Annotated in this window: 18 protein-coding genes and 2 pseudogenes; 13 read left to right on the forward strand and 7 right to left on the reverse strand. The window is 70.1% G+C overall.

All coding sequences use genetic code 11. The annotated features are described in order from the left end of the window. Nucleotides 1-80: 80 nt before the first annotated feature. The 4 genes from A4R43_RS25075 to A4R43_RS25090 all read left to right on the forward strand — a co-directional run bounded on the left by A4R43_RS25075 (nt 81) and on the right by A4R43_RS25090 (nt 6,203). Nucleotides 81-932, forward strand: a complete 852-nt coding sequence (locus tag A4R43_RS25075) for a phosphoadenosine phosphosulfate reductase domain-containing protein (RefSeq protein WP_083844754.1) — start codon at nt 81-83, stop codon at nt 930-932. A 362-nt stretch (nt 933-1,294) separates the two neighbouring features. After that, a complete protein-coding gene (locus tag A4R43_RS25085) occupies nt 1,295-1,678 on the forward strand; it encodes a helix-turn-helix domain-containing protein (protein ID WP_005456801.1) in 384 nt (127 codons plus the stop codon). A gap of 338 nt (nt 1,679-2,016) precedes the next feature. After that, nucleotides 2,017-2,949, forward strand: coding sequence for a hypothetical protein (locus A4R43_RS42890; protein ID WP_162788592.1), 933 nt, complete (start codon nt 2,017-2,019; stop codon nt 2,947-2,949). Between the two features lie 155 nt (nt 2,950-3,104). Continuing rightward, nucleotides 3,105-6,203 (forward strand): Tn3 family transposase, encoded by a 3,099-nt coding sequence (locus A4R43_RS25090; protein ID WP_113694553.1) that lies wholly within the window; start codon nt 3,105-3,107, stop codon nt 6,201-6,203. A gap of 29 nt (nt 6,204-6,232) precedes the next feature. Here the strand turns inward: A4R43_RS25090 and A4R43_RS25095 are convergent, their stop codons facing one another. Then, nucleotides 6,233-7,279 carry a DUF4241 domain-containing protein gene (locus A4R43_RS25095; RefSeq protein ID WP_113694554.1) on the reverse strand — a complete coding sequence of 349 codons (1,047 nt, stop codon included), beginning with the start codon at nt 7,277-7,279 and terminating at the stop codon, nt 6,233-6,235. 448 nt (nt 7,280-7,727) lie between these two features. Here A4R43_RS25095 and A4R43_RS25100 point away from each other — a divergent pair, with 448 nt between their 5' ends. The 4 genes from A4R43_RS25100 (at nt 7,728) to A4R43_RS25115 (ending at nt 12,004) form a co-directional block, all read left to right on the forward strand. Beyond that, entirely contained in the window at nt 7,728-8,933 is a 1,206-nt protein-coding gene (locus A4R43_RS25100) for an IS110 family RNA-guided transposase (protein WP_091679428.1), read from the forward strand. Nucleotides 8,934-8,988: 55 nt separating this feature from the next. Further along, the gene (locus A4R43_RS25105) at nt 8,989-9,861 is read left to right on the forward strand and encodes a recombinase family protein (protein ID WP_091679426.1); all 873 of its coding nucleotides are present in this window, start codon (nt 8,989-8,991) and stop codon (nt 9,859-9,861) included. 480 nt (nt 9,862-10,341) lie between these two features. Then, a complete protein-coding gene (locus A4R43_RS25110; RefSeq protein WP_091679423.1) occupies nt 10,342-11,187 on the forward strand; it encodes a hypothetical protein in 846 nt (281 codons plus the stop codon). Between the two features lie 187 nt (nt 11,188-11,374). Next, nucleotides 11,375-12,004, forward strand: coding sequence for an IS256 family transposase (locus tag A4R43_RS25115; RefSeq protein WP_236809269.1), 630 nt, complete (start codon nt 11,375-11,377; stop codon nt 12,002-12,004). On the opposite strand, the pseudogene A4R43_RS25120 reads toward A4R43_RS25115, so the two are convergent. The 6 genes and pseudogenes from A4R43_RS25120 to A4R43_RS25145 form a co-directional block, all read right to left on the reverse strand. Further along, nucleotides 11,889-13,475 (reverse strand): annotated as a pseudogene (locus A4R43_RS25120) (DUF8128 domain-containing protein); the annotation flags it as partial. The gene A4R43_RS25115 and the pseudogene A4R43_RS25120 overlap by 116 nt on opposite strands. A gap of 56 nt (nt 13,476-13,531) precedes the next feature. Next, entirely contained in the window at nt 13,532-15,484 is a 1,953-nt protein-coding gene (locus A4R43_RS25125; RefSeq protein ID WP_113694556.1) for a VirB4 family type IV secretion system protein, read from the reverse strand. Continuing rightward, on the reverse strand, nt 15,484-16,716 hold the full coding sequence (locus A4R43_RS25130; RefSeq protein WP_418190854.1) for a PrgI family protein: 1,233 nt from the start codon (nt 16,714-16,716) through the stop codon (nt 15,484-15,486). The genes A4R43_RS25125 and A4R43_RS25130 overlap by 1 nt, the downstream gene beginning before the upstream one ends. A 32-nt stretch (nt 16,717-16,748) precedes the next feature. Beyond that, entirely contained in the window at nt 16,749-18,809 is a 2,061-nt protein-coding gene (locus A4R43_RS25135; protein ID WP_236808256.1) for a TrbL/VirB6 family protein, read from the reverse strand. A 195-nt stretch (nt 18,810-19,004) separates the two neighbouring features. Further along, nucleotides 19,005-19,370 (reverse strand): pilin, encoded by a 366-nt coding sequence (locus tag A4R43_RS25140; RefSeq protein WP_113694559.1) that lies wholly within the window; start codon nt 19,368-19,370, stop codon nt 19,005-19,007. 155 nt (nt 19,371-19,525) lie between these two features. After that, a complete protein-coding gene (locus A4R43_RS25145) occupies nt 19,526-20,581 on the reverse strand; it encodes a hypothetical protein (protein WP_113694560.1) in 1,056 nt (351 codons plus the stop codon). A gap of 550 nt (nt 20,582-21,131) precedes the next feature. Here A4R43_RS25145 and A4R43_RS25150 point away from each other — a divergent pair. The 5 genes and pseudogenes from A4R43_RS25150 to A4R43_RS44155 all read left to right on the forward strand — a co-directional run bounded on the left by A4R43_RS25150 (nt 21,132) and on the right by A4R43_RS44155 (nt 24,858). Then, nucleotides 21,132-22,208 carry a hypothetical protein gene (locus A4R43_RS25150; RefSeq protein WP_113643324.1) on the forward strand — a complete coding sequence of 359 codons (1,077 nt, stop codon included), beginning with the start codon at nt 21,132-21,134 and terminating at the stop codon, nt 22,206-22,208. After that, on the forward strand, nt 22,205-23,401 hold the full coding sequence (locus A4R43_RS25155) for a TRM11 family SAM-dependent methyltransferase (RefSeq protein WP_113694561.1): 1,197 nt from the start codon (nt 22,205-22,207) through the stop codon (nt 23,399-23,401). Before A4R43_RS25150 ends, A4R43_RS25155 begins: the two co-directional genes overlap by 4 nt. Beyond that, nucleotides 23,398-23,958 (forward strand): annotated as a pseudogene (locus A4R43_RS44145) (DNA cytosine methyltransferase); the annotation flags it as partial. The gene A4R43_RS25155 and the pseudogene A4R43_RS44145, both read left to right, overlap by 4 nt. Before the next feature lie 166 nt (nt 23,959-24,124). Next, a complete protein-coding gene (locus A4R43_RS44150) occupies nt 24,125-24,490 on the forward strand; it encodes a hypothetical protein (protein ID WP_210971102.1) in 366 nt (121 codons plus the stop codon). Between the two features lie 35 nt (nt 24,491-24,525). Next, a complete protein-coding gene (locus A4R43_RS44155; RefSeq protein WP_233520253.1) occupies nt 24,526-24,858 on the forward strand; it encodes a hypothetical protein in 333 nt (110 codons plus the stop codon). Nucleotides 24,859-24,899: the final 41 nt, after the last annotated feature.

Raw genomic sequence — 24,899 nt, forward strand, 5'->3', positions numbered from 1 at the left:
CTGACCCGCTTACCCACGTCCTGGACCCGAGCGGTTGGTCAGACCGGGTCAGTTTCACCCGGCAGCGACAGTCACCATGAGTGATCGCGAGAGGTGAGAACTCGACGCGGAACGGTATTGCTCTGCGCCAGCAGGCTCGCCTGAGTCGTGGCGAGGCTGCCAGCAGCGGCCGGCGCACTGTCGACACCTGGCTTCCGATCCACGACTGGACCGAAACCCAGGTATGGCAACGCATCCATGCGTCAGGTGTGCCGTACCACCCGGCCTACGACCAGGGCATGACCCGCCTGTCGTGCTCCCTCTGTGTGCTCGCCAGCCGCGCGGATCTGGTTCGCGCCGCACAACTACGCCCGGAACTGGCCGCCGAGTACGCGGAGCTGGAAGCCGAGATCGGGCACCGGTTCCGCAACGACCTGTCCATGGCCGAGATCATCACCGCCGCCGAGCAAGCCGCAACCGCGGGACACACCGAGGAGACAGCCACGATCGAGCTCGGCCAGGGCCAACTGTGGTGGCCGAGGTTCGAACGCCAGTCCGACCGCTACGGCACCGTGTTCCTGCTCACCGGTCCGGATGCCGAGGACTACGTCTCGTTCGAGAACGCACCCGTCGGCCAACCGGGACGACTCGTCGCCATCGTGGTCGAGACACGTCGCTCCGAGCACTGTGGCGACATAGCGCGGTCCCTGGCACCCGTCACGCCGACGGTCGGCGAGGAGATCACGCTCGGCGCCGGCACGTTGTTCACCGACACCGATGCCGATCTCGGCATACCCACCGCCGTCGGCCTCGCGCCGGACGACAACCGGGACGCCGACTGGCTCGACCCACGCGCCTTGTACCGCTGCCACAACCAAACCGTGCGGCTCGAACTCCGCATCAGCAGCCACACCAACAAGCGCGCACACGACACCAGGCCACGCGCAGCCTGAGAGCCGTCGCTGGCGCGGCGAACAAAGTCACAAAGGCCGTCCCTGCTCAATCGCCACACGAACCCCACCGCACACGCCGAGTGCGGGAAGAAGGAGAACGTACGTGACCAGGCTGATCGAGTCCGGCTATGACGGGCAGTTCGTCACTGACCAGGTCGGTCATTCCCACGCGGCGACCACGGCGATCTACACGGCGGTCAGCAGCGACTTCAAAAACCTAAAGGTCCGCGAGCACCTGGACGCGGTGCCGAGGAAGCCGTGCTGCAACGCGCCTTCGCGATGGCCGAGACGGAGGCGGAGATGGACGACGACTTCAGCGATCACACGTCAGGTGAGCCTGCTGGCCGCCGGAGGAGGGTGCGATGAACGCGGTGTCCCGGCAAGGACCAGACGAGCAGAACGACGACGTGCAGGTCCGGCAGCCGCGCTACGAGTGGCGGCTGCGTGAGCTGATGGCGGTCCGCAAGAACTGGTACACCACCACGAAGCTGATCCCGGAGTTGCGCAAGTACGGCTTCGAGTTCGACCGCAGCTCGATCTACCGGCTCGTCAGCACCGAACGTCCGCCGAAGATGCCGATCGAGTTGATCCTGGCCTTGTGCAAGATCCTCGACTGCCGCTTCGAGGACCTGGCGGTGGAGGTCGAGCCGCAATCGGCCACCGAGGAGCCGGCTCGCCGGGGTCCGCGGCCGGCCGTGCCGGACATGCCGTTGTTGTCCGCGGACTTCTTCGACGCCGAGAGCTGACCGGACACCGGGTCACGCACGTGGGGAAAGGGCGAGGTGTCTGCGCCAGCTGTGGATGCGACCGATCTCTGGTCGCTAGCGGGCTGTGCCATACCTGCTACCACGCCCGCCGGGACAAGGAGAGCTGTGTCGGGTGTGGCCGTCTGACCGTTCCGATTGGACGTACGGCGGAGGGGGCGTGGTGCCAGAACTGCAACGGAAAGCGCCGGGCCGAACCGTGCTCGCTGTGCGGTCGGTCGGGGCGGGTGGCCGCGCGGCGCTACGGGCAGCCGGTGTGTTCGCGGTGTTGGCAGCGCGAGCGGCGCGTCCCGCTGCCCTGCTCGGTATGCGGGCGGACGATGAAGGCCACGAAGAACAGCCCGCAGGGCCAGGTCTGCTACACCTGCCACCGCAAGACCGTTCCCCGCGAGCCCTGCTGGATGTGCGGCAAGGTCGTGCTGGCCGCCGCCCACACCGAGGAAGGAGCGTGGTGCGAACGATGCCGCCGGACGCATCTGGCCGAGCCCTGCTCACGATGCGGCCAGACGGCGCCGGTCACCGTCCGCGACGACGAGAAACGGCCGGTGTGCCGGCGGTGTTGGCAGCGCGGGCATCAACGGCCGCTGCGCCGGTGCATCGACTGCGGCGAGGACAAGCCTGCGGCTCGGCTCATCGAGGACGGGCCACTGTGCGAGAAGTGCGACAACCGGCGTGCGCCGGAGGTGCTGTGCCCGCGCTGCGGGAAGACCCGCAAGGTCGGGATTCTGAGCACGGGAGTTTGCCGGGCCTGCGCCCAGCAAGCTGGGCCACGCCAGCCGTGCCACAACTGCGGCCGGACCAGGTTGGTGGCCTACCGCGACGCCGACGGCGAACCGTGGTGCGACGGCTGCCGCCGCCAGACGCTGGCCGAACCGTGCTCGGGCTGCGGCGTCCACAAGGTGGTGTGCGCGCGTGACCATAATGGACCGTGGTGCAAAGCGTGCTGGGAAGTGGTGCGGCCCGGTCCGCCGTGTACCGACTGCGGGCAACGACCGTCGATGTCCGTGCCAGCTACGGACGGTGTGGCCAGGTGCGTGCCGTGCTACCTGGCCGCCCAGGTCCCCTGCACCCGATGCGGAACCACCGCCCGCGCCGAACGACATTGGCCGGAGGGCCCGGTCTGCCTGTCCTGTGTGGACGCGGTACGGCTCACACACGAGCACTGCCACTGCTGCGGCCAACTAGCCGCGGTGTTCCGCCGCGAGCCCGCCGGGCCGTTGTGCCCGGACTGCGCGGGCGTCACCTTCTCCTAGGGGGACCGCCGGGATACGGGAGAAACCTGCCAAGTGGTCGGGTAGTGCCTGGTAGAGGGCGCTAGAGATCGTTAGAGAGCCCGTGTGACGTGGGTGCGGCGGGTGTTGGTTAGGGTGCGCTGGGTTACGTCCGCTGGCTGGGCCTGGGGTGCTGGGTGGCTTCGATCGATCGGACCGCCTATCCGCGGTTCAAGCGGGTGGTGTCGGTCCGTGAGCTGGCGGAGGCGTTCACGCCGGTCGCCGGCGAGATTGAGTGGGCTCGGGGGCGGAGTCAGGGCGAGCCGAACTTCCTGGCGTTGGTGGTGCTGCTGAAGTGCTACCAGCGGCTGGGGCATTTCCCGAAGCTGGCTGACGTGCCGGTGGTGGTGATCAACCATGTCCGGGCCGCGCTGGGCCTGGCCGAGGACGTCCTGGCGGTGCACGAGTCGGATCGGACGTTGTGTCGCCACCGTGACTACGTCCGTGACCGACTGAATGTGGTCTACAAGCCCGCCGAGGCACGCGCGATCGCCGAGAAAGCGATCCGCAAGGCGGTCACCACGAAGGACAACCCGGCCGACCTGATCAACGTCGCGCTGGAGGAGCTGGTCCGGGCACGGCGCGAGCTGCCGGGGTTCACCACGCTGGACAAGATGGTCTCCGCGATCCGCACCGAGACGAACACCGCGTTGTTCGGGCTGGTCGCGACCCGGCTGGACGCGGCGGACCGGCGGCGGCTCGCGCGGCTGCTGTGGCTGGACCCGACATCGCGGCGCAGCGAGTTTGACCGGCTGAAGACGCCGGCGAAGGCGGCGTCGGTGGGAAAGTTCAAGCTTCGCCTGGCCCACCTGCAAGCGCTGGACGAGCTCGGCGCGACCGAGCAGTGGCTCGACGGCATCCCGGCGACGAAGATCGCGCATTTCGCCGGGGAGGCGCGGGTGACCGACGTCGGCGACATGCGGGATATCGGCGAGGCGAAGCGGTGGACGTTGCTGGCGAGCCTGATCCACGAGTGCCGGACCACGGCCCGGGACGAGGTCGCGACGATGTTCTGCAAGCGGATGGCGGTGATCCACAAGAAGGGCAAGGAGCGGCTGGTCGAGCTGCATGAGCAGCACCGCGCCGAGTCCGAGCGGCTGCTGGACGTGTTCGGTGATGTCCTGGCCGGCGCCCGGGAGGCCACCGCACCAGACAACGACGGCGCGACCGCGCCGGAACCCGCGGCCGCGGTGGCCGAGCGGGCCGGGCGGCTGCTGCTCAAGACGCTGGCCGACGCGGGCGGGGTGGAGCAGCTCTCGGCAGCGCATGAGGTGGTGTCGGCGCACCACGGCAACAACTACCTGCCGTTGCTGGAGAAGTTCTACAAGAGCCACCGCTCGGCGCTGTTCACCCTGCTCGACACCCTCGACCTGGAGCCGACCAGCGCGGATCACAGCGTGGCCGACGCGGTGGAGTTCCTGCGCGCGATCCGGGGCCGCACCGGCGAGTACGTCCCGGAGAAGGTGACCGTCGGGCGTGGGGCGGACGCGGTGACGGTGGCGATCGACATCGACTTCGTCACTGAGGCGTGGCGCAAGATCCTGGTGGTGAAGGACCGGCCGGGCAAGCTGGTGCGCCGTCACCTGGAGGTGTGCGTGTTCTCCTACCTCGCCTCCGAGCTGCGCTCCGGGGACATCGCGGTGGTCGGCGCCGACTCCTACGCCAACCTGCACGCGCAGCTGATGTCCTGGGATGAGTGCGTCCCGCTGGCCGAGCAGTTCTGCGGCCAGGCCGGGATTCCCTCGGACCCGAAGGAGCTCACGGCGCACTACCGGGCGGCGCTGACCGATATCGCCGCGGTGGTGGACGCCGGGTTCCCGCACAACACCGACCTGTCCTTCGAGGACGGCCGCCCGGTCCTGCGGCGCCGCAAGGGTGCCGACCGGCGCCCGTCCGCGCTGGCGCTGGAGGAGTCGATTCACCAGCGGCTGCCCGAACGCGGGCTGCTGGACATCCTGGCCCGCACCGCGCACCTGGTCGGCTGGCCGCGGCACTTCGGGCCGGCGTCGGGATCGGACCCGAAGATCCGCGACGCGATGGCCCGCTACGTCCTGACCGTGTTCGCCAACGGCACGCTTCTCGGCCCCGCGCAGGTCGCGCGGCACATGCGTGACCAGGTCAGCGCGCACGAGCTGTCGATCGCGGCGAACAAGCACACCACTTGCGCCAAGATCGACGCCGCGTCCACCGACGTGATCAACGAGTTCGCGAAGCTCGACGTCGCCGGGATGTGGGGCGACGGCCGGGTGGTCGCGGTGGACGGCACGCAGGTGGACACGTGGGAGAACAACATCCTCGCCGAGTCCCACATCCGCTACGGCGGCTACGGCGGGATCGCCTACCGGCACATCTCCGACACCTACATCGCCCTGTTCAGCCACTTCATCCCGTGCGGGGTGTGGGAGGCCGTCTATATCATCGAAGGGTTGCTGCGCAACGACTCGGAGATCCAGCCCGACACGATCCACGCCGACACCCAAGGCCAGTCCCTGCCTGTTTTCGGGCTCGCCGCGCTGCTCGGCTTCGACCTGCTCCCGCGCATCCGCAACTGGGCGGATCTGAACTTCTACCGGCCCAGCGCGGACACCGGGTTCGCGCACATCGACTCGCTGTTCGGCGACAACGTGATCGACTGGGGCCTGATCGAGACGCATTGGACGGACCTGCTGCGCACCGCGATCTCGATCAGCGAGGGCCGGTTGTCGTCGGTGACGCTGCTGCGCCGGCTGGGCAACAACTCGCGGAAGAACCGCCTGTACCGGGCGTTCCGGGAGCTGGGCCGGGTCATCCGCACGATCACGCTGCTGCGGTTCCTCGCGGACGCGCAGTTGCGGGAGCAGATCACCGCGATCACCAACAAGGCCGAGGCGTTCCACGGGTTCTCCGCGTGGCTGCGTTTCGGCGGGGAGGCGATCGGGCGTAACGACCCGGACTACCAGGAAAAGATCATCAAGTTCAACGAGCTGCTCGCGAACTGCGTGATCTACTCCAACGCCTGCGACATCACCGCCGCGGCGAACGCGCTGGCCTCCGACGGGCACCCGATCGACACCGACGATCTGGCCACGATCTCCCCGTACATCACCCACACCATCCGCCGCTTCGGGGACTGGGTGCTCGATCTGTCGCCGCCTGACGCGGTGCCGGTCACTACGCTGGACCTGGTGCCGGGGGCGCTGTTCCCCGGCGACGCCACCGCGCCGCGCCGGACAAGGGCGCGCGTCACCGCGAAGTAAGGGATCCTGATGACCACCCGTTGGGTCCGCTACGTCGTTCCGGTCATGGTCGAGATCGACTGCGACAACGACTCCATCGCGGGCTGCGCGCAACCCCAATCGCCGGGAAGCGCCCCCTGGGGGAAACTGCCTCGCGCGCGACGCGCATGCGTCTCGCCACTTAGGGCGCGATCCGACGCCCCAACCCCGCACGACGAGGTTTCACGTTTCATCGCTGCTCGGGGAGCGGCGTGCCCGGATGTTCGGAGTCGCCGGACTGGCGATCCCGGTGGGGGGGGCCGCACTGGAGACCGTTGCACTGGAGACAGTGGCTGTGGCCTGGCCGCATATGGCGGGCGTGGTGGCGTGGTCGAGTCCTCCGGGACGCTTATCGGACCGTTGCCTGAGGGTGGCTCGTCATTCTCGCTATCGCCATCCCCGGTCAGGATGCAAAAGTCGGTGAGGAAGCAAGCGACCTCGCCGTCGGCGGTGCGCCCAACCCAGGTTGGATAGTGCCCGTCTCCGCTACCAGAGGGAAACGCCACCGCAAGGGGCCGGTCCCCGTCGTCGGCCAGTGTGGCGGGCGCGGTGCGGTCGGTCTCGCCGAGGATGTGGATGTCCAGGTTAGATAGCAGCTGGTTGCTGTAGTCGTCGTTCTCGCGCAGCGCCGCGATGTTCGCCGCGTCCACGAAGCCGCCGGCGCCGCCGTCGACCGGATAGCCGAAGTACTCGTCGTCGCCCAGTTCGGCGGCATCCTGGCCCGCGCACGTCGCCATCTCCCAGGAGGCGGCTGGCTCGTCCCGGATCATCAGCCGGGCCGCCGCGACCCACTCCTGCGCATCCTGCTCGTCCGGTTCGCCGAACACGGCGAGCACCAGCACCACCGGATACCGGCCCGGTGGCACCTGTTGGACAAACCTGTCCTCGGAGCCGGACATCGACAAGAACATGGCCGGCTCGCCGGCGACGACCCGCCCGGACGGCAGCCACAGCGAGGCGTCCTGCCGCAGCCGGACGGTGGCGACATCGCCGCGGGACAGTGTGTGATGCGTTCCTGGGGCGAACAGCCATTCGAAATCGGGTGCGGACACCGGCATAACTGCTCCTTCGACGAGTTTCTTCACTGTCCACCGGCGCCGAAGACGGATGACACCTTGGCGACACCTGATGAAGCGATCGTAGCCACCTCTTCTCCCCGGCCTAGCCATGTCCACCGGCAAATGTCCTAACGGATCCGATCGGATACCTGGAAGGGCACCGGTGTCAGGCTTCGCGCGGCAAGGGACCTGTAGTTTCTCTCATAAATGAACCCCCCCCCGTTACCTTTTTCGTAGCTCCTGATCAAGGAGTCGTGGTCGCCAGGTCCGGCATGACTGACGCCCCCAGTCGAGCGCATGATCCGGGGGGTGGTGTCACCGGACCTGGTGGCATCGAGGGACCGCTGATAGGGACACGGCCGCCCGCCGGGCAGGTCTCGTCGTAACGTGGGTGCCGGCCGTCGATGCCCGACCGGCGACCACCCGCGACGAACGAACGGCAGGACGGATGACCAGCGGTTACCAGGTGTTCCTCGGCCTGGACGTCGGCAAGGGCGAACACCACGCCGTCGGCCTGGACCCGGCGGGCAAGCGGCTTCACGACGCGCCGCTGCCCAACAGCGAACCGAAGCTGCGGGCGCTGTTCGACAAGCTCGCCGCGCACGGGCCGTTGCTGGTGGTGGTCGATCAACCGGCGACGATCGGCGCGCTGCCGGTCGCGGTGGCCCGCGCGGCCGGCCACCGGGTGGCCTACCTGCCCGGCCTGGCCATGCGACGCATCGCCGACCTCTACCCCGGCCGCGCGAAAACCGACGCCCGGGACGCGTTCGTCATCGCCGACGCCGCCCGCTCGCTGCCGCACACGCTGCGCCCGGTCGACGTCGGCGACGACGCCCTGGCCGAGCTGGACGTGCTGGTCGGGTTCGACGACGACCTGGCCGGTGAGGCCACCCGGATCGGCAACCGCATCCGCGGCCTGCTCACCGGCGTCCACCCCGCCCTGGAACGCGCGATCGGCCCGAGGATCAGTCACCCGGCGGTGCTGGAGATCCTGTCCCGCTGCGGCGGCCCGACCGGCATCCGCGCCGCCGGCCGCCGCAAGCTCACCGCGATCGCCACCGCGCACGCGCCCCGCATGGGCGACAAACTCGTCACCGCGATCCTGGCCGCGCTGGACGAGCAGACCGTCGTCGTCCCGGGCACAACGGCGGCCGACACCGTCCTGCCCCGTCTGGCCGACAGCCTGAAAACCGTTCTCCAGCAACGCAAACAGGTCGCCACCGAGGTCGAAGGGATACTCGATGCGCACCCTCTTGCCGGGGTCCTGACCTCCATGCCCGGCGTCGGGGTCAGGACCGCAGCCCGCATCCTGCTGGAGATCGGCGACGCCACGGCGTTCAAGTCCTCCGGCCACCTGGCCGCCTACGCCGGCATCGCCCCGGTCACCCGCAGCTCGGGCTCCTCCATCAAGGGCGAGCACCCGGCCCGCACCGGCAACCGCAAACTCAAGCGGGCGTTCTTCCTCGCCGCGTTCGCAGCCTTGTCCGACCCCACCAGCAGGGCCTATTACCAGCGAAAACGCGATGAAGGGAAGAAGCACAACGCCGCGCTGATCTGCCTGGCGCGGCGCCGCTGCGACGTCCTGTTCGCCATGCTCCGCAACAAGACCTACTACCGGCACCCCGAGACCACTCCTGCCCCGGCTGCGGCTTGACAACCACATAGGGACACCCCCCCCGGTTTTGACAGAGTTCTGAGAGACTGGAGGTATGCAACTCGGACCCGACGACGCAGCGGCCGCGGTCGAACGCCACCCCTGCCCGCAATGCGACGTCCCCGCCGGCAGCGCCTGCCGCACCCGCGCCGGGAAGACCGCCGCGAAGTACCACACCGCGCGCTTCATCCTCGTGCCCGCGCTACGCGACGAACTCACCGTACCCGTCCCGGCCGATCGCGGGCCCGGCAAGAAGTGGACGCAGTGCCCCGAGGTCGCCGCGCCGGCGCCTGAGACGAACGGGGCGCCGATCCGGATCGGCTACGCTCGCTGCTCGACGGCCACCCAGGAGTTGCAAAGCCAGCTCGACGCGCTCGCGGCCGCGCACTGCACGCGGGTGTTCTCCGAGAAGATCAGCACCCGCATCAAGATCCGCCCCGAGCTGGAGAAGGCACTCACCCTCGCCCACGAGATCAAGATCGCGGCACCGGACCAGCCGGTGATCCTGACCGTGCACGAGATGAAACGCCTTGCCCGCAACGCCGCCGAGCTGATGACGCTGTCCGCCCAGCTGCAAGGTGGCGGGGTGCAGCTGGAGCTGCTGAGTGGGCCGCTGACCGGCATCTACGACCCACACGGTATGGGATCGATGCTCTTCGCCGTGCTCGCCGTCGCCGCCCAGCTCGACCGCGACTACATCCGCGAAAAGACCCTCGAAGGCCAGCAGGCCGCCGCCGCACGCGGCAACCACGGCGGCCGACCCAAGGTGATCGACGAAGACGACGTGCTCTTCGCCCGCGCCCTGCGCGACAAGGGCACCCCGATGCCCGACATCGTCAAGAAGCTGACCATCAAGACCGGCAAGAACGCCGGCCGGCACCCCTCAGTTGCCTCGCTCTACCGCGCCCTCGCCGACAACGACGCCTGACCAGGCACTACCCGACTACTTGGCAGGTTTCTCCCGTATCCCGGCGGTCCCCCTCCTACCGCTGCCCGACCTGTGGGGCCATGGGCCGTCTGCTGCGCGGGCACTGCGTATCCTGCATCGCGCGTCGGGACTTGGTCGAGCTGTTCACCCAGCCCGACGGGCAACCGGCCGCCTGGTTGGCGCCGCTGGCCGAGCTGCTGGAGAGCTACGACAACCCGTACTCGCTGTGCCTGTATCTGCGCCGGCCCGGCGGACAACTCATCCGCCGCATGGTCACCGGCGAACTGGCTTGCTCGCACGAGGCACTCGACGAGCTCCGGCAGACCACCGCGGTCCAGCACCTGCGCGGTACTCGCCGAGATCCTCGAACCCCGCGAGGAAGAACTCGCCCAGCTCACCCGCGACGTCCAGACCCTGCTGGCCCGAGTAACCGTCCAGCAGGACAAGACCATCCTGGCTCGCTACGTCCGGTGGCACCTGATGCCCCTGGCCCACCAGCGCGCCGAGCGGGATTCCGGCTTCACGCGCTACCAGCGCGAACACCTCCGGCGGAAGCTCGACGCCGCCCGCCTGTTGCTGAGCTACCTCCGCGCCCGCGGCATCAGCCTGGCCGCCCTCACCCAACCCGTGATGGACCGCTGGCTGATCCGCAACCGGCCCCGCCAGCGTTACGCGCGCCCGTTCCTGCTGTGGGCCGCAACCAACGGCCTCGCCCCCGCCCACGTCGCGATCGGCACCTCGGCCCACACCGGCAACCGGGAGATCATGAGCGACACCGACCGAGTCCTGCTCGCCGTCAAGCTGGAGACCGACGACACCCAGGCGCTGACCGATCGTGCCGCCGGCTGCCTGGTCCTGCAATACGGGCAAAGCTGCTGGCGACTGGTCAACCTCACCACCGACGACGTCCTCGCCCACCCGGACGAGCCCGGCGTCCTCGGCCTGCAACTCGGCCGCGACCCCTTGTGGCTACGCCCCCGGCTGTCCGTACTCCTGCAGCAGCTCGTCAACAACCGCCGCCCGCTCGCGGGCGCGCTGCGGCACCGCCCGACTCCCTACCTGTTCCCAGGGCTGCGCCCCGACCGGCCGATGACGTCGGCCACCCTCCAGGCCCGGCTGCGCAAGCTGGGCGTCCCCAGCGCCCGCACCGCCCGCAACGGCGCCTGGATGTCACTGGTTGGTTCCGTCCACTGGAAGATGCTCGCCGACCTGCTCGGTGTGGCCGACACCACCGCCAGCGCCTGGCACCGGGAGAACGGCGGCGACCGCGCCAGCTACGTCGCCAGCCGCCTTCGCCAGGGACAACGAAGCGTCGCACCCGAGTAACCGTGGCGCCATGTGTGTCCACTATGTGTCCACGTGGGTGTGTCAGTCGAACTGTGTAAGCCGTGGCCCTGACAGGCTGGCGGGGAGTTGATCTCCCCGCTGGCCGGAAGGGCGCGACGCAGTGACCGATGTAGGAAGTAAGGGCAATGATCGCGAGGTGGATGGTGGTGGCGCCGAGTCGGATGTGGTGGAGCAGTTGCTGCGCCAGGCCGACTCCTCGGGGCGTCAGCTGGTTGGACCCGGCGGGCTGCTCACGGAGCTGACCCAGCGGGTGCTGGAACGTGCACTGGATACCGAGATGTCTGATCACCTCGGCTACGAACCTGGTGACAAGGCCGGGGTCGGGTCGGGCAATTCCCGCAACGGCCGGACCGCCAAGACGGTGCTGACCGATGTCGGCCCGGTCGACATCACCGTTCCCCGGGATCGCAACGGCACCTTCGAACCGGCGATCGTGCGTAAACGGCAGCGCCGTCTGGACGGGCTCAACGACGCGATCATCTCCCTGTATGCCCGCGGCATGACCGTGCGCGATATCCAAGCCCACCTCACCGACATCTACGGGGTTGAGGTCTCACCCGACCTGATCTCCAAAGTCACCGACGCGGTGGCCGAGGAGATCACCGAGTGGCAGAACCGGCCGCTCGGCTCGAGCTGGGCGGTGCTGTTCGTCGACGCCCTCTGGATCAAGATCCGCGAGGGTCAGTTTCCCCGCCATCCAAGGGGTTCAGGCATGGTGGCCGGGATTTCGAATCGGCGTCGAAGATCACGACACGATCCGCTACCGAGCGAGGCAGGCGGGAGAGCATGTCGGTGACGAGGTCGCCCTTGGGGTCGATGAGCACGATCCCGCGTCCGGCCTCGGCGTCGGCCAGGATCATGTTGCCCAGCAAGGTGGATTTGCCGGAGCCGGTCGCGCCGATGACGTGCAGGTGGTGCCGCGCGTCCGGGACACGCAGCGCCACGGGTCGTTCGTGTCCGGTGTCGGTGACGCCGATCGGCTTGGCCTCCGGGCCGGGCGTGGCGATGCCGGGTGGCGGGGAGATCGCGCGGGCGCCGGCACGCTGCACGCCGGGGATCGCCTCGTCGGTCGGCAAGTGCGCCAGGGCCGCCAGTTCGGCCACGGACAGCAGGTCGCCCTTGCCGAGGCGCCGGTCGGCCAGGACGGGGCCGGGGTGGCGGACGCGGTGGCGGGTGTAGTGGTTGTGCTCGGTGTAGGAGGCGAAGCTCGCGGCCAGCGCGTGTGCCCGGCCGCGGGCGACATCCCGCGCCTGGCGGACCTCGCTCTCAGCGGCGTCGGCGGGCAGGAGGGTGGCGACGGCGTAGCGGATGACCGTCTCGTACTGCGAGCCGCGCTGTTTGGCGACGATGGCGCGGTTCTGCGCCGCGTACTCCAGCGAGGTCTGTGGATCGCTGTGCAGCGCCCCGGACTTCGCCGTGCGCCGGACGGAACCGGACTTCAGGCCGGGAGTGACCAGATCGAGCAGCCGACCGACCACTCGGGTGGAACCGCCGGTGTGTACTCGCCGCGCGGAGCGGCGCGCCTTCGCGACGCGGCGGCCGGTGACCGGGCGGGCGAGGATCTGGACGCAGGCGTACTCGTCGCGGCCGAGGCCGACCGGGGCGCCGATCAGGGCACGGAGCGGGTCGGCGTCGAAGTCGGTGCGGATCGGTAGCGCCTCGGAGCGGGCGAGGCGGAGTTCGCCGCCGACGACCAGCCGCCGCTGCCCGTCGCCAGGTGATGGCAGGGGCGGGTCGGGGGTGCCGACGCGGGTGTGTGAGCCGGGCCAGGCGGCCTCGATGGCGCGTTCGACGAGGCCGGGTGGGATCACGCCGGGCACCCACAGCCGGATGCCGACCCCTGCCTCGGAGAACGTGTACTCGCAGGCCACATGGGGCTGCCCGGTGAACCACCGGCGCCAGGCCGGGCGCAGCAGCCCGACGAGGTTGGACCACAAGGCCGCGCCGCCCGCGGGATCCACGGTGGGCGGGGCGAGCACGGTGACCTGGCGGGCGTCGGCGACCATCCTCGCGTGACAGCGCCGCGCCCACCGGCGCCGGCCGATCACGAAGCCCGCGATGCCGACTGCGAGCATTGGGCCGACAAACGGCCCCCAGGTGATCGCCCAGTCCCGCAGGTGACCGAGCAGCGTGAGCAGTGCACCGCCGGGGTCGCGCAGGTAGTCCCCGAGCCACCCATTCGTCAGGCCCGTCCGCACGATTCCGTGAGCAGCCAGCGCATTGGACGGCTCGGGGTGGTTGAGGACAGCCGGTATCCAGGAAAGCATTACGGTGTCCTTCCAAGAAAGTAAGAAATGCTCAAGCGGAAAAGGGACGGCCGATGTCAGGCGGCGTCGAGTTCGATGTCGTCATCAGCACCGAACGAGCCGAACTCATCGCCCCCGGCCGCATACGCCTGCTCGCTGGCGAAGCCCAGGTTCACGAAGGACTGCTCCTCGGCGTCGGCCTCGCCGGGGTCGACGTCGGCGGCGTATCCGGCGAGTTCGGCCGGATTACTCGTGACGAGGTAGTGCTCTGTGGGCGAGGCGATACTTTGGAACGCGACGCGCTGGGTGCCCGCCGACAGCAATCCCTGACCTCGGTCAGCCGACAGCAGGAATTGCCGTTCTCCGGCCGACAGATCGAAGGTTTGGGTGATCTCGTCGATGGCTTGCGACGCCTGCCGCAGCAGCACTTGGGTCGCCGCGTTGGCCACCACGGCTTTGCCGAGATCGTTACCGAGAACATCGGCGGTGTCTTGGGTCGCGACCGTCAAGCCTGCCCAGTGTTTCCGGGAGGCTTTGGCCATGCGGAACAGGAACTCCGCGCCTGACTTCTCTTTCATCAGCAGCCACGCCTCGTCCACGACCACCAGGCGCGGGCGGCGAATCGCGGGGTTGGACACCCGCCGCCACACCGCGTCCAGGGTGAGCAGCGTGCCGATGGCTTTCAGCTCGTCGGGCAGGTCCCGCAGACTGAACACCACCAAATGGCCTTCCGGATTGGTGGTGGTCGGGCCGTCGAACAGCTGCTTGAACGCGCCCTCGACGAACGGGTGCAGCCTCGCCGCGAGCTCGGCGGCGGCCCGGTCGCCGGCCTGGCCCGCGGTGGCCAGCTGGTCGCGCAAGGTCCGCAAGGTGGGTGAGGGGCGAGTCCACGTGCGGGCGTCGGCGGTGATCCCCACCGACTGGTAGGTAGCGGCGATGCCCCGGTCCAGCGCGGCCCGCTCGGCGGCTTCCAGCTCACTGCCGACGAGCACCGCGATGACGGTGTGCAGGAACAGCGACCGCCGCACGAGGGCGTCTTTCGGTGCGGTCCGGCGGCCGTCGGCGCGGGTGTGGATGGGCAGGTCGAACGGGTTGAGCCGGACGTCGCGGGCACCGAGATGGACGTAGGTGCCGCCCACGGCGGCGGCCAGGCGGGCGTACTCGTCTTCCGGGTCGACGACCGCGATCTCGATTCCTCGGTACAGGCTGCGCAGGAGTTCGAGCTTGACCAGGTAGGACTTGCCCGCGCCGCTGCGCCCGAGGATGACGGAGTTGTGGTTGTGCATCCCGTCGCCGAAACGGTCCCAGTGCACCAGGCCCTGCGATCCGACGTTGTAGCCGTAGAGCACGCCGGACGGCGCGGCCACCGAGGTCGGGTCGGCTGCGGGCAGGTCGGGCGAGGTGAACGGGAACGCGGCCGAGAGCGCACTCGTGTCGAAGGTGCGCCTCATTCCGATCAGGTCGAGGCCCATCGGCAGCGTTGACACCCAGCCCTGCAGTGACCGGTAGGTGGTGTGCTTGGCGTCCAGCAGCAGGCTCGCCGCCAGCGAGCGCAGCGCCGCTACCTCGTTGGCCAGCGCCTGCTCGGACGGGGCGTGGATCGTGAGGTACAGCCCGACACGGAACAGCTTGCCTTCGCCGCGCGCGACACGGGAGCTGAGGTCGTAGGCGTCCTCGGCGGCGGCTTCGACCTGCGGGTCGTAGAGGCGGCCGTGCTCGGCGGTGTGCCGCCGGCCGCTCTCGAGTTTGGCGAGCTGCTTCTTCAGCCGCGAGGCGGCGGTGGCCGGGTCGATCGGCCCGACATGCAGCGCGACGTCCAATCGGCCGGGGTAGATCAGCAAGGGCGCGAGCCAGCCGGGGTGTACCTCACGCGGGAACCCGGTCACGGCGAAGCTGGACACCCACTCGTTGCCGACTTCGAGATGCCGTGCGCCGACGGACAGGGCGTCCGGCGTGAACGCGGCTGCCCGGTGGTGCGCGGCGGGCCGGGTGTTGGGACGGCGCTGGCCGCGCCGCGTTCGGGTGGTCATCACAACCGCCCCCTCTCCGGGTAGTCGTCGTCGTCCTCGTAGTTCCAGTCGTCGACCTCGCCGTCGTCCGGGCCGTACTCGTCCTGGTCGACCGCGGCACGGTCGTCGCCCTGCCAGAACGTGCGGTCCTCGGCGAGTTCGCCGTCGTCCAGGTCGGTGCCGCCGGCGGTGGTGATGACCTCGTCGGCACCGGCCAGGGCCGCCGAGGGCGGCAGCAGGGTGTCGGGGTTGCACGCAGAGGCGAGCACGGCAGTGGCCTGCCCGGCGTCCAGCGGGGTGACCACGATCCCGGCGGGCGAGAGCAGTTCGATCGCCTCGCTGAGGCGGCGCACCAGCCGTGACTCCGCCGCCCGTCGCGCGCCAGCGCTCGCCTGTGTGGTCTCGGCATTCGCGCGGCGTTTACCGCGGGTCAGCGAGGACAGCACCGCCAGCGGGCCGGGTCCGCCGAGCCCGTCGGTCGGCCCGGCGGCGCCCATTCGCTCGCGCAGGATCAGCAACACCTGACGGCGCAGCAGGTCGGTCTGCTCGCCGAGCTGCACCAAGTAGTCGGCGTGCTCGATGGCGGCGGCCTCCAACGCCGGGTGTGGCAACCCGCCCGCACGCGCCCGCAGCTCGGCGATCTGGCCGGACAGGTCGAGCCGTTCGGTGCGTACCAGCACCTGCACGGGCGCGGTCAGGCTGTGCAGGTAGCGGCCGAAGCTGGCGACCAGGGACTCCTGCTCGGACGCTGTCCGCAGCGCGAAGTTCACCGTGGAAGCGACCGCGACGACGGCCAGGCCGTCGGTGCCCAGGTCAACCACGCCGGTGTCGGTGACCGCCTCGGCGGGCAGCCGCAACGCCGACGGCGAGATCTGCTCGGGCACCGCCGCCTTGCTCTTGGCCTTGGCCGACCGGCCTTTGCCGGTGCCTGCGGTCCGGCTCGCGCTCGTGGCGGCGGTCTGGCTGGTCAGCCATTCCGGCGCGGGGCGAACGCCTTCGGGGGCAGCGACGCGGTGGCGCGGTCCCATGCGTTGCCGGATCGCGGCGACCAGCAGTCGGTCCATCGAGATCCCGTCGCGCTGGCCGAGCGCGATGACGGCCGCGCTCACCCCGATCGGGATGGCCAGCGCGAGGAACACCGGCAGCGGCACGACCGCGCGAGTGGTGGTCCAACCGGCGTAGAGCACCAGGCCGGTCACCGCGAGGATCGCCAGTTGGCGGGCGGTCAACGGGCCGATCACTTTGTCGGCCATGTCGACGTCGGCGGGAATGCGAACGGGCGAAGTCACGACTTACCTCCGGGCTTGGGTGGTGGCGGCGAGGGGCGCCGCGGTGGTTTAGGCAGGTCCAGCGGGAGCCGGAGCTGCTGCCCGGCGGGCGAGGCCGGTCGCGGCGGTGGCGTCGCCGGTGGCGGGGTCGACGGGCGCGGTGTGCGGTGCACACCGTCCAGCGGGAGCGGGTACTGCCCGGAGCGGGTTGCCCGGTTGCCCTTGTACGGGTCGAAGGGCAGCTCCATCTGAGTGCCGCGAGCTCGAGCCGGGGGTGCGGGCGGGGGCGGCGGGCTCGGCGGGCGCGGTGTGCGGCGCACACCGTCCAGTGGCAGCGGGTACTGCCCGGACCGAGTCGGCCGGTTGCCCTTGTACGGGTCGAACGGCAGCTCCATCTGCTGCCCGCCCCGACGCCGACCACCCGGCTGATGGGGCGATGCCGGAGGCGTTCTCGGCTTGACCCGCTCGGCGTCCAGCGGCAACCGGTACTGGCCGTCGCGCCCGAGGACTGGCTTGTTCTCCGGCCAGTCGTCCCCGAGCGGCAGCACCAGCTGGCGGCCCTGCCCGGCCTTCGGTTTCGGCCCGGGAGCGGGCTTGGGCTTGGCGGCCGGTCGGCTGCGGCGAACACCGGCCAGCGGCAGCACGTACTGGCCGTCAGCAGTGGTGCGAGCGTGGGCGTAGGGGTCCGTCGGTCCGCGACCGCCGCCCCCGTTGCCTCCGCGACCACCACCACCGCCCCCGGACGGGCGAGGCTTGCGGCCACCGCCGCCTCGGCCACCGAGCAGGCCGAAGGTCTTGTAGGCGATGAAGCCGCGCACGATCGAGCCGAGGATCGAACGACCGCCGCTGCCTTTGACCGAGGACAGCACCCAGAACGGGATCTTGAACAGGATGTACATCAACGCGAGCGCGACGAGCAGGTTGACCAACCCGCTGACGGTCGGGCCAAACAGGGTGAACCCGCCGGGCGCGAGGAACACCTTCATCGCGGTGATCAACGTGAGGCTCTGGCAGACCTGGATGGCCAGGCAGCCACCGAAGGCTTTCCACCACCAAAGCGCGATGCCCTCGGTCTGCGGGAGCGCGTGGAACATCAGCGCGATCGGCGCCCCGGCGACCAGTATCACCGTCAACGCGACCCGGACGACGTAGGTGACCAGCAGAACGACGAGCATCCCGGCGAGGAAGATGGCGAGGAAGATGATGAAGATGCCGCCGTTGAGCGACCCGAGGACGAGGTTCTTCAACGTCTCGCCGGCCGAGCTGGCGTCCAGGCCGCCACCCATGACCGCTTGGGCCAGTCCGTTGGCAATCTGGATGCCCTTGGTCGCCACCCACAGCGACAGGGCTCCGGCGAGGAACCCGACCACGATCCGGGGCGCGATCTCCTTGATGGAGTGCCGGGTCTGCAGTGTCTGGTAGCTCATTGCCAGGATCCCGGCGATGAGGATCAACATCCCGTAGCAGGCGAGCAGGATCTGCCAGGAGTTGGTCCACAGCTCCCCGATCCGCGGGAGCGAGTCGGGCGTTGGGGTGGTCAGCAGCGTCTTGGACAGCAAGTCCAGCAGCGGGTTGAGCGCGGCGGTGACGATGCCCCGGAAGAACGCGTTGATCGCGTTGGTGATGCAGCCGCCGATGTCGGTGATCCCGCAGTCGGCCTCGCCGTCATCGCCGTTGCCGGGCTGGCCGGTGCCAGGATTGGCGGGCGGTGCCGACGTCGGCGGTTGCGGGATGCAGCCCTCCCCCGTGCAGGGTGGAGGAGCCGGAGTGGTGGACGGGTGCGTGCACTCGTACTGCAGCGAACCGGGGAAGCACGTCACCGGCGTGGTCGGCCCGGCCGGGATCGGCAGCGGGACGCCGGTGAGCGGCGGAGTCGTCGTGGGCGCGGGAAGGTGGCAGACCGGCAACGACGAGTCCGGTGTGCACGGATCAACGGTCGGCAACGGCAGTGGTGGAGGCGGCGCGGGCTGTGCCGCGGCCGGACCGCCGGGCGTTGCGGCGGCGCTGACGGCGAGTGTGCCGCCGAGCAGAACGACCAGGCTCAGCGCCAGCATTACGAGCGCTCGGCTCCGCGTCATGCGCAGCCGCCGCACCCATCGACCAGTGCGCCGGCCACTGGTGCGCCAGGTGGTGCTCGCGGGCGGGGGCGCGAGCAGTTCCCGGCTGGCGCCGGTGGCCTCCGCGCGAGCCGGTGCGGCCTCGTCGGAGCGCAGGCTGCGGACAGTCGGAGCGGCCGATGTCCGACGACGGGCGGGCCTGGTCGTGGACATGGCTCAGGCCCCCACGATGCCCTGGAGCACGGTGACGACCAGGGGTGCGAGCGCGGCCAAGCCGTAGCCGATCGCGGCGGCCTTGAAGCACTCCTTGGCCTTCTCCTGCTCGCCGGGATCGCCGCCGCCCATCACACGGCGCACACCGCCGATGGACAAAAAGACGGTCGCGAGCCCCGCCAAAATGCCCATCACCCAGTTGCGGATGTTGGTCAGAACCTGATCAACAGATCCGGCCAGGGCGACCACCACGGTGTCCGCGTGCGCGGCCGAGGCAGGCACGAACAGCGCGACGACGGCCACGCCGGTGAGCAGCGCGAGGTTCCGCCGAAGCGTGGTCCGACGGCAGCCGGCCGACAGGGAAGACATCCGAGGCGTGGTGGACGTGGGAGTGGTCGGCCGTGACGCGCAGGAGGTAGCCCGGCGGGCTCGGCGAGCCGCTCCAAGCGAGAGAATGACGGGTCCACGGCGAGGCCGACGGTCGCTGCTACGACGGTCTGGCCGGCGTCGGACGGGCGAATGGGTCAGGCGCATCGCGGCACCTCCGGAGTCGTGCTCGACAGCTGCCGGGGCGTTCCGGTCGAGCGGTCGAGCGAGGTGGTGTGCGCGGGAGCGGCTGGGGTCCTCCCGCAGCCCTCGACTCCGGATTCGGGGCCCTTTTTCCAGGCGCGTGACCGAACCGTTACCAACGACTTTCCGCCGATCCTGGTCACCGTGCGTGACTTTCGAGTCGGTCGGCGCGGGACACGGCTGGCCTCACTCGCGGCGGCGGTGATGGCCGTCGCGTTCACCGCGCGGATCTCCACATCGCGCTCGCGGCGGTCGGCGGGGTCGTCGTGCGGGGCCTGGTCGGTGAGCCAGGCGAGCAGGCGTGCTTCGGCCTGGCTGCGGACCCAGTGCAGGGCGGTGACCTTGACGCCGCGGTCGGCCGCGGCGGCGGTGAGCGTGTAGTCCTCGAGGCGGGTGGAGCCGATCAGTTCGGCCTCGTCGCCGGTGATCGCTCCGTCGGCCACGGCACGGGCGAGGACGAAGTCCGGGTGCCCCCACGGCGGGGTCGGCTCGCTGGAGTGGAAGTCCTCGTCCGAGGGCATCGGACGGTCCAGCGCCTCGCGAATGAACAGGTGTCCCGCGCGCAAACCGGCGCAGCGCAGCCGCCACATGACCCACGGCCTGGCGAGGTCGATGGTGGCCAACTCGGACAGGAAGCCGGTCAGGATCGCGGCGTGGATGTCGCGGTGGTCGTCGGCGTACGGCGCGGACAACTCGGCGGCAATAGAGAACAGCGCGGGCAGCGCGACCCCGACGCACGCCACGGTCCAGGTGCCGCCCTCGTCGCGAGAACGGGTGACCAGGTGGACCCAGATCGGGTCCACGGTGGACATCGGAAGATTGGCGTCGAGCAGCAGGTCCCGCAGCTCGTCCAGGGGCACCCGCCGACGGGGCAGGCCGGGGAAAAGCCAGCCCTCGATCGAGACCGGGCTCGGCCCGGTGACCAACCACTCGAACGCCGTCCGCGCGGAATCCAGCGGAAGCGAGTCACGCTCAAAAGACGTACGGCGGAATATGCGATTCGGGGCCATGTCGGCTCCTTTGCGTGGTCCGAGAAACAGTGACCAGGCAAGGAAGCCAAATCAGGTCCACCAAAACGCCACGAAACCGCCACCAAATGGCCTCCAAAGCGCCACCGATGATCTTGACTGGCCACCTTCGGCCGCCACCAAGATCATCTAAGCCCTGGATACGCACTCGTCTCGAAGGTCGGACAAGATCATTTGATGATCGCCGGTAATAGACCCCGAACTGCGGTAACTCTGGTTTGGTGGCGTTTTGGTGGCGTTTTGGTAATAGCCCACGGGGTGAGGATCGGGCCGTGGTGCGGCCCGGACTGCTCTCGCGCCTTGAGATCGCCGGAAAATTGTGGTCCCGCTCGGCGGATAGCTCGACACAAGCCCTACGCGGGCACACGCGCGCGAGCCTCATGCACATTCTTTGACCCCGAATGGCAGCAAAAAATTGCCGATAAAGATTCGGTAACAGCCCTGGAAAAGCGGGTCGTTTTTCGGAGTTGGGGGGTGTCACAGGGCGCCACGTATCGCGGCGCGCAACCCCCCAAGGTTCTGCGAGGATTCCATGACCCAGTCCGACCACTCCGCGAGCCGCGGACCGAAGCGGCGCGGTGACAGCGCCCGCCCGGCGAGCACCCGCTCCGATCCCCGCCGCGGCGGGGATCGCCGCCCCTATCCGACCGCGTCGACCACCACCAGGGTCAGTCCCGCCAAGCCCGGTTCCGCGAGCACCCGCTCCCGGTCGCGGGGGTCCACGGCGACGCCCACCCCGGCGACGGTCTGGACGGCTGGCCCGGCGCCGATCGACCTCGACACGGCCTGGCCGGAACCGATCGTCAGCAAGATCGTCAGCTCGTTCAGCGAGCCCGGCGGACGGGTCGCATTCCTGCCCTGGCCGACCTCCGACGGCCGTGCGCCGCTCGCACCGGTCGGCGCGGACGGGGTGATCGACCACGCCCCGGCAACCGAGCCCGACCACGCGCTGGCCGACGCGCTCGCCGCCGTCGAGGAGCTCAACCGGACCGGCCGCGTGGAGCGCGTCGCGGCGGACCCGACCGCCACCGGTCCGGGTGCGCGACCGTTTTGGGCCGACCTTGTCGGCGACTCCGATCGCTCGGCAGTGACGTTCTTCTCGCCGGCGCGGTCGGACCTCGGCGACGGGGTCTTCGACGGTGCCGAGGACGCGCCGGCCGACACCGACCTGATCATCACGAGCCTGCGCCCCGAGCACGGCGGCGACCAGTCCAGCGACCTCGTGGCGTTGGTCGCGGCCCGGCTGCTGCGGGTCGGCGGGATCCTCGTCGTGCTCACCCACTGTGACTGGCCCGCTGGTGAGCTGATCGACCCGACCGGCGCGGTCGTGGCCTCAGCGCAGAACGCCGACCTGCTCTACCTCCAGCACATCGTCGCCCTGCACGCCCCGGTGCGCCACGGCCGGTTCGCCGCCGAATCCCTCACCGAGCCCAGCGGCCCGGCGGCCGAGAACGAGGCGCGCGCTCGACACCGCGCGGCCGTGCGCGGGCTGCCCGCACCGCATCGGCGCATCCACTCCGACGTCCTCGTCTTCGCTCAGCCGCACGACTACGAGCCGCCTCGTCTGAGCCCGGCGGACGCGGCGCTCGAGAGCGGAGTCATCCGATGAACCACGGCCAGATGTCGAATCCTGCCCAGCCCGAAGACCACCGCCAGGAAGGCACGACCGTGGCCGACGACCGCTTCCCGCGCGCCCTGTCCGATACCGGCCCCAGCCCGGCCCCGGCCCGTGCGGAGAGCCCGGTGGACGGGCCGACTCAGCTCGTCCCGCGCGCGCTCATCGACGGCCTCGACGGCACCACAGGTACGCCGTCCGAGCGGGTCGCCGACAACTCGGTGGGAGACGTTGCGGTGTCGGTGTGGACGACCGCGCAGACCTCACCGGCGGCCCAGCGCAAGGGCCGCTACACGCCCGAGTCGACCGCGCATCCGGCGAAGATGCTCCCGGCCGTGGCCGCGCACGCGATCGCCCACTACACCGAGCCGGGCGACCTGGTTCTCGACCCGATGTGCGGCATCGGCACCACCCTCGTCGAGGCACTGCACGCTGGGCGCCGCGCGGTCGGCATCGAGTACGAGCCGCACTGGGTCGATGTCGCCCGCGCCAACCTCGCGCTCGCCCACGACGCTGGGGTGCAGCACGAGGGCCGGGTGTTCCACGGTGACGCCCGCCAGATCGCGTCGCTGCTACCGCCGGAGTACGTCGGGCAGGCCGCGCTCGTGGTCACCTCGCCGCCGTACGGGCCGTCCACGCACGGGCAGGTGTCGGTCGCGCCGGGCGCGGGGGTGCAGAAGTACCACCACCTCTACGGCAACACCCTCGACCGCGGCAACCTCGCCAACATCGGGCACCACCGGTTGCTGGCCGGGTTCACCCGCATCCTCGCCGGACTCACCACCTATCTGCGGCCGGGCGGGCACATCGCCATCACCATCCGGCCCTGGCGCGAACACGCCGAGCTGATCGACCTGCCCTCGCAGATCCTGGCGTGCGGTCTGCACGCCGGTCTGATCCCGGTCGAGCGCTGCGTTGCGCTGCTGGCGCGGGCCGCCGAGCACGACCTCGTTGCGCGTGGCAGCTTCTTCCAGCGCGACTTCATCCGCAAACAGCGCGAAGCCGGGCTGCCGCTGCACCTCATCAGCCACGAGGATGTGCTGATTTTCCGCACGGCCCTGCGCCGCTCGGCGGGTTCAGGAATCTCGACGGACCGTCAGGATTCGCGACAGTTCCTCACCAGCCGAGCACGACACACCGAGAACCTGAGGGGCGAGTCGGGTGTGTCAGAGAGCTGGGCGGCATGACCACCCGGCCACACCGCACCCGAGCTCGGTCGGGGCGCGACTCCGCCCCCGCCCCCGTCGCCGTCACCACGACGGCGGCGGGGGCGGTGCGGGCGGCCACCTCTCAGACGTGGCGGGAAACCGACGTTCCGGGACCGGTTGTCGGGTCGGTCTGCACCGGCTACGGCGGACTGGACCTCGGGGTGCTCGCCGCCCTCGGCGGAGGCCGCCTCGCCTGGTGCGCCGACCCCGACCCGCACATCTCCGCGATCCTCGCCGCCCGGTTGCCGGGCATCCCCAACCTCGGCGACGTCCGCGCCATCGACTGGACAAGCGTCGAACCGGTCGACGTGCTCACGGCCGGGTTCCCGTGTCAGGACATCTCCGCCGCCGGGCGGCGCGTGGGTATCGAGAAGGGCCACCGCAGTGGACTGTGGACAGACATCGTGGCGGGCGTTCGCGTACTACGACCCGCGCTGCTCGTCGTGGAGAACGTCGCCGCGCTTCGCTGGCGCAACGGAGGTCTCCACCGTGTACTCGGCGACTTGGCCGAAGCGGGGTATGACGCGCTCTGGCGTAGCGTCCGCGCCGCCGACATCGGCGCGGCACACCGCAGAGAACGGGTGTTCCTGCTCGCCTGGCCCCGCCCCGTTGCCTCCCCGGATGCTGCCGACCCCGCAGGCCCGCGACGGCGACAACCGAGGTCCGGCGGACCCGGTGCGGCGTCGAGCTGGTGGGCATCAAGTGAATCTGCACGACGCGGTGGACGCGGTGATGAAGCTGCTGCCTACGCCGACCGCCTCGGATGCGAAGAACTGCACTCACAGGACGCAGGGTGGTGGTCCGTCGCTGCCCGACGAGGCGCGGCTGCTGCCGACGCCGAGGGCGTCGGACACCGGCACGGCGGGTCGCCGGGCGGGTGCGGGTTTCCGGCCGCCGTTGTCGCAGCAGGTGCTTCCGCTGGTCGACCCCGAGGCGTTCCTGCCGACGCCTCGGGCGACCGACGGGACGAAGGGCTGCCCGGCGCAGCGGGGGTCGAAGGGCGACCTGATGCTTCCGTCGGCGATCATGCGGCTGCTCGCACCGGACGCCGACGGCGGCATCTCGTAGCCGTCGCCGACCCGGATCTCGCCTCGCCAGCATCGGTGCATCCCGAGGTGGACTGGGGCGACTACGCGCCGGCCGTGCGGCGCTGGGAACAGGTGCTCGGGCGACCCGCACCGTTCCCCACGCAACCGGGCGTCCATGGGCGCCCCGTGCTGGCCCCGGCCTTCGTCGAATGGCTCCAAGGGCTCGAGCCGGGCTGGGTAACGGGACTCCCGCTGCCGCGCACCGCGCAACTTCGTGCGTTGGGCAACGGCGTCGTTCCGCAGCAGGCCACGTATGCCGTCGGGTTGCTGCTCGCCGACCTCGCCGCGCTCCTCGGCGCCGGTTCCACCGAGCCCTCCGGATATGCGGAGGAGGCGAACGCGGCATGACCAATCCAGCCTCCGTTCACGACGCCGGTCCGGTCTTGCGA

This window comes from Amycolatopsis albispora (genome assembly GCF_003312875.1).
Classification (GTDB): Bacteria; Actinomycetota; Actinomycetes; order Mycobacteriales; family Pseudonocardiaceae; genus Amycolatopsis; species Amycolatopsis albispora.

Bases quoted from the DNA above. Each gene is read 5' to 3' on its own strand.
- A4R43_RS25095 (WP_113694554.1), bottom strand. From the start codon at position 7,279: ATGCCGGTGTCCGCACCCGATTTCGAATGGCTGTTCGCCCCAGGAACG.
- A4R43_RS25100 (WP_091679428.1), top strand. From the start codon at position 7,728: ATGACCAGCGGTTACCAGGTGTTCCTCGGCCTGGACGTCGGCAAGGGC.
- A4R43_RS25140 (WP_113694559.1), bottom strand. From the start codon at position 19,370: ATGTCTTCCCTGTCGGCCGGCTGCCGTCGGACCACGCTTCGGCGGAAC.
- A4R43_RS25135 (WP_236808256.1), bottom strand. From the start codon at position 18,809: ATGACGCGGAGCCGAGCGCTCGTAATGCTGGCGCTGAGCCTGGTCGTT.
- A4R43_RS25130 (WP_418190854.1), bottom strand. From the start codon at position 16,716: ATGGCCGACAAAGTGATCGGCCCGTTGACCGCCCGCCAACTGGCGATC.
- A4R43_RS25145 (WP_113694560.1), bottom strand. From the start codon at position 20,581: ATGGCCCCGAATCGCATATTCCGCCGTACGTCTTTTGAGCGTGACTCG.
- A4R43_RS25105 (WP_091679426.1), top strand. From the start codon at position 8,989: ATGCAACTCGGACCCGACGACGCAGCGGCCGCGGTCGAACGCCACCCC.
- A4R43_RS25155 (WP_113694561.1), top strand. From the start codon at position 22,205: ATGAACCACGGCCAGATGTCGAATCCTGCCCAGCCCGAAGACCACCGC.
- A4R43_RS25085 (WP_005456801.1), top strand. From the start codon at position 1,295: ATGAACGCGGTGTCCCGGCAAGGACCAGACGAGCAGAACGACGACGTG.
- A4R43_RS25150 (WP_113643324.1), top strand. From the start codon at position 21,132: ATGACCCAGTCCGACCACTCCGCGAGCCGCGGACCGAAGCGGCGCGGT.
- A4R43_RS42890 (WP_162788592.1), top strand. From the start codon at position 2,017: ATGAAGGCCACGAAGAACAGCCCGCAGGGCCAGGTCTGCTACACCTGC.
- A4R43_RS25110 (WP_091679423.1), top strand. From the start codon at position 10,342: ATGCCCCTGGCCCACCAGCGCGCCGAGCGGGATTCCGGCTTCACGCGC.
- A4R43_RS25125 (WP_113694556.1), bottom strand. From the start codon at position 15,484: ATGACCACCCGAACGCGGCGCGGCCAGCGCCGTCCCAACACCCGGCCC.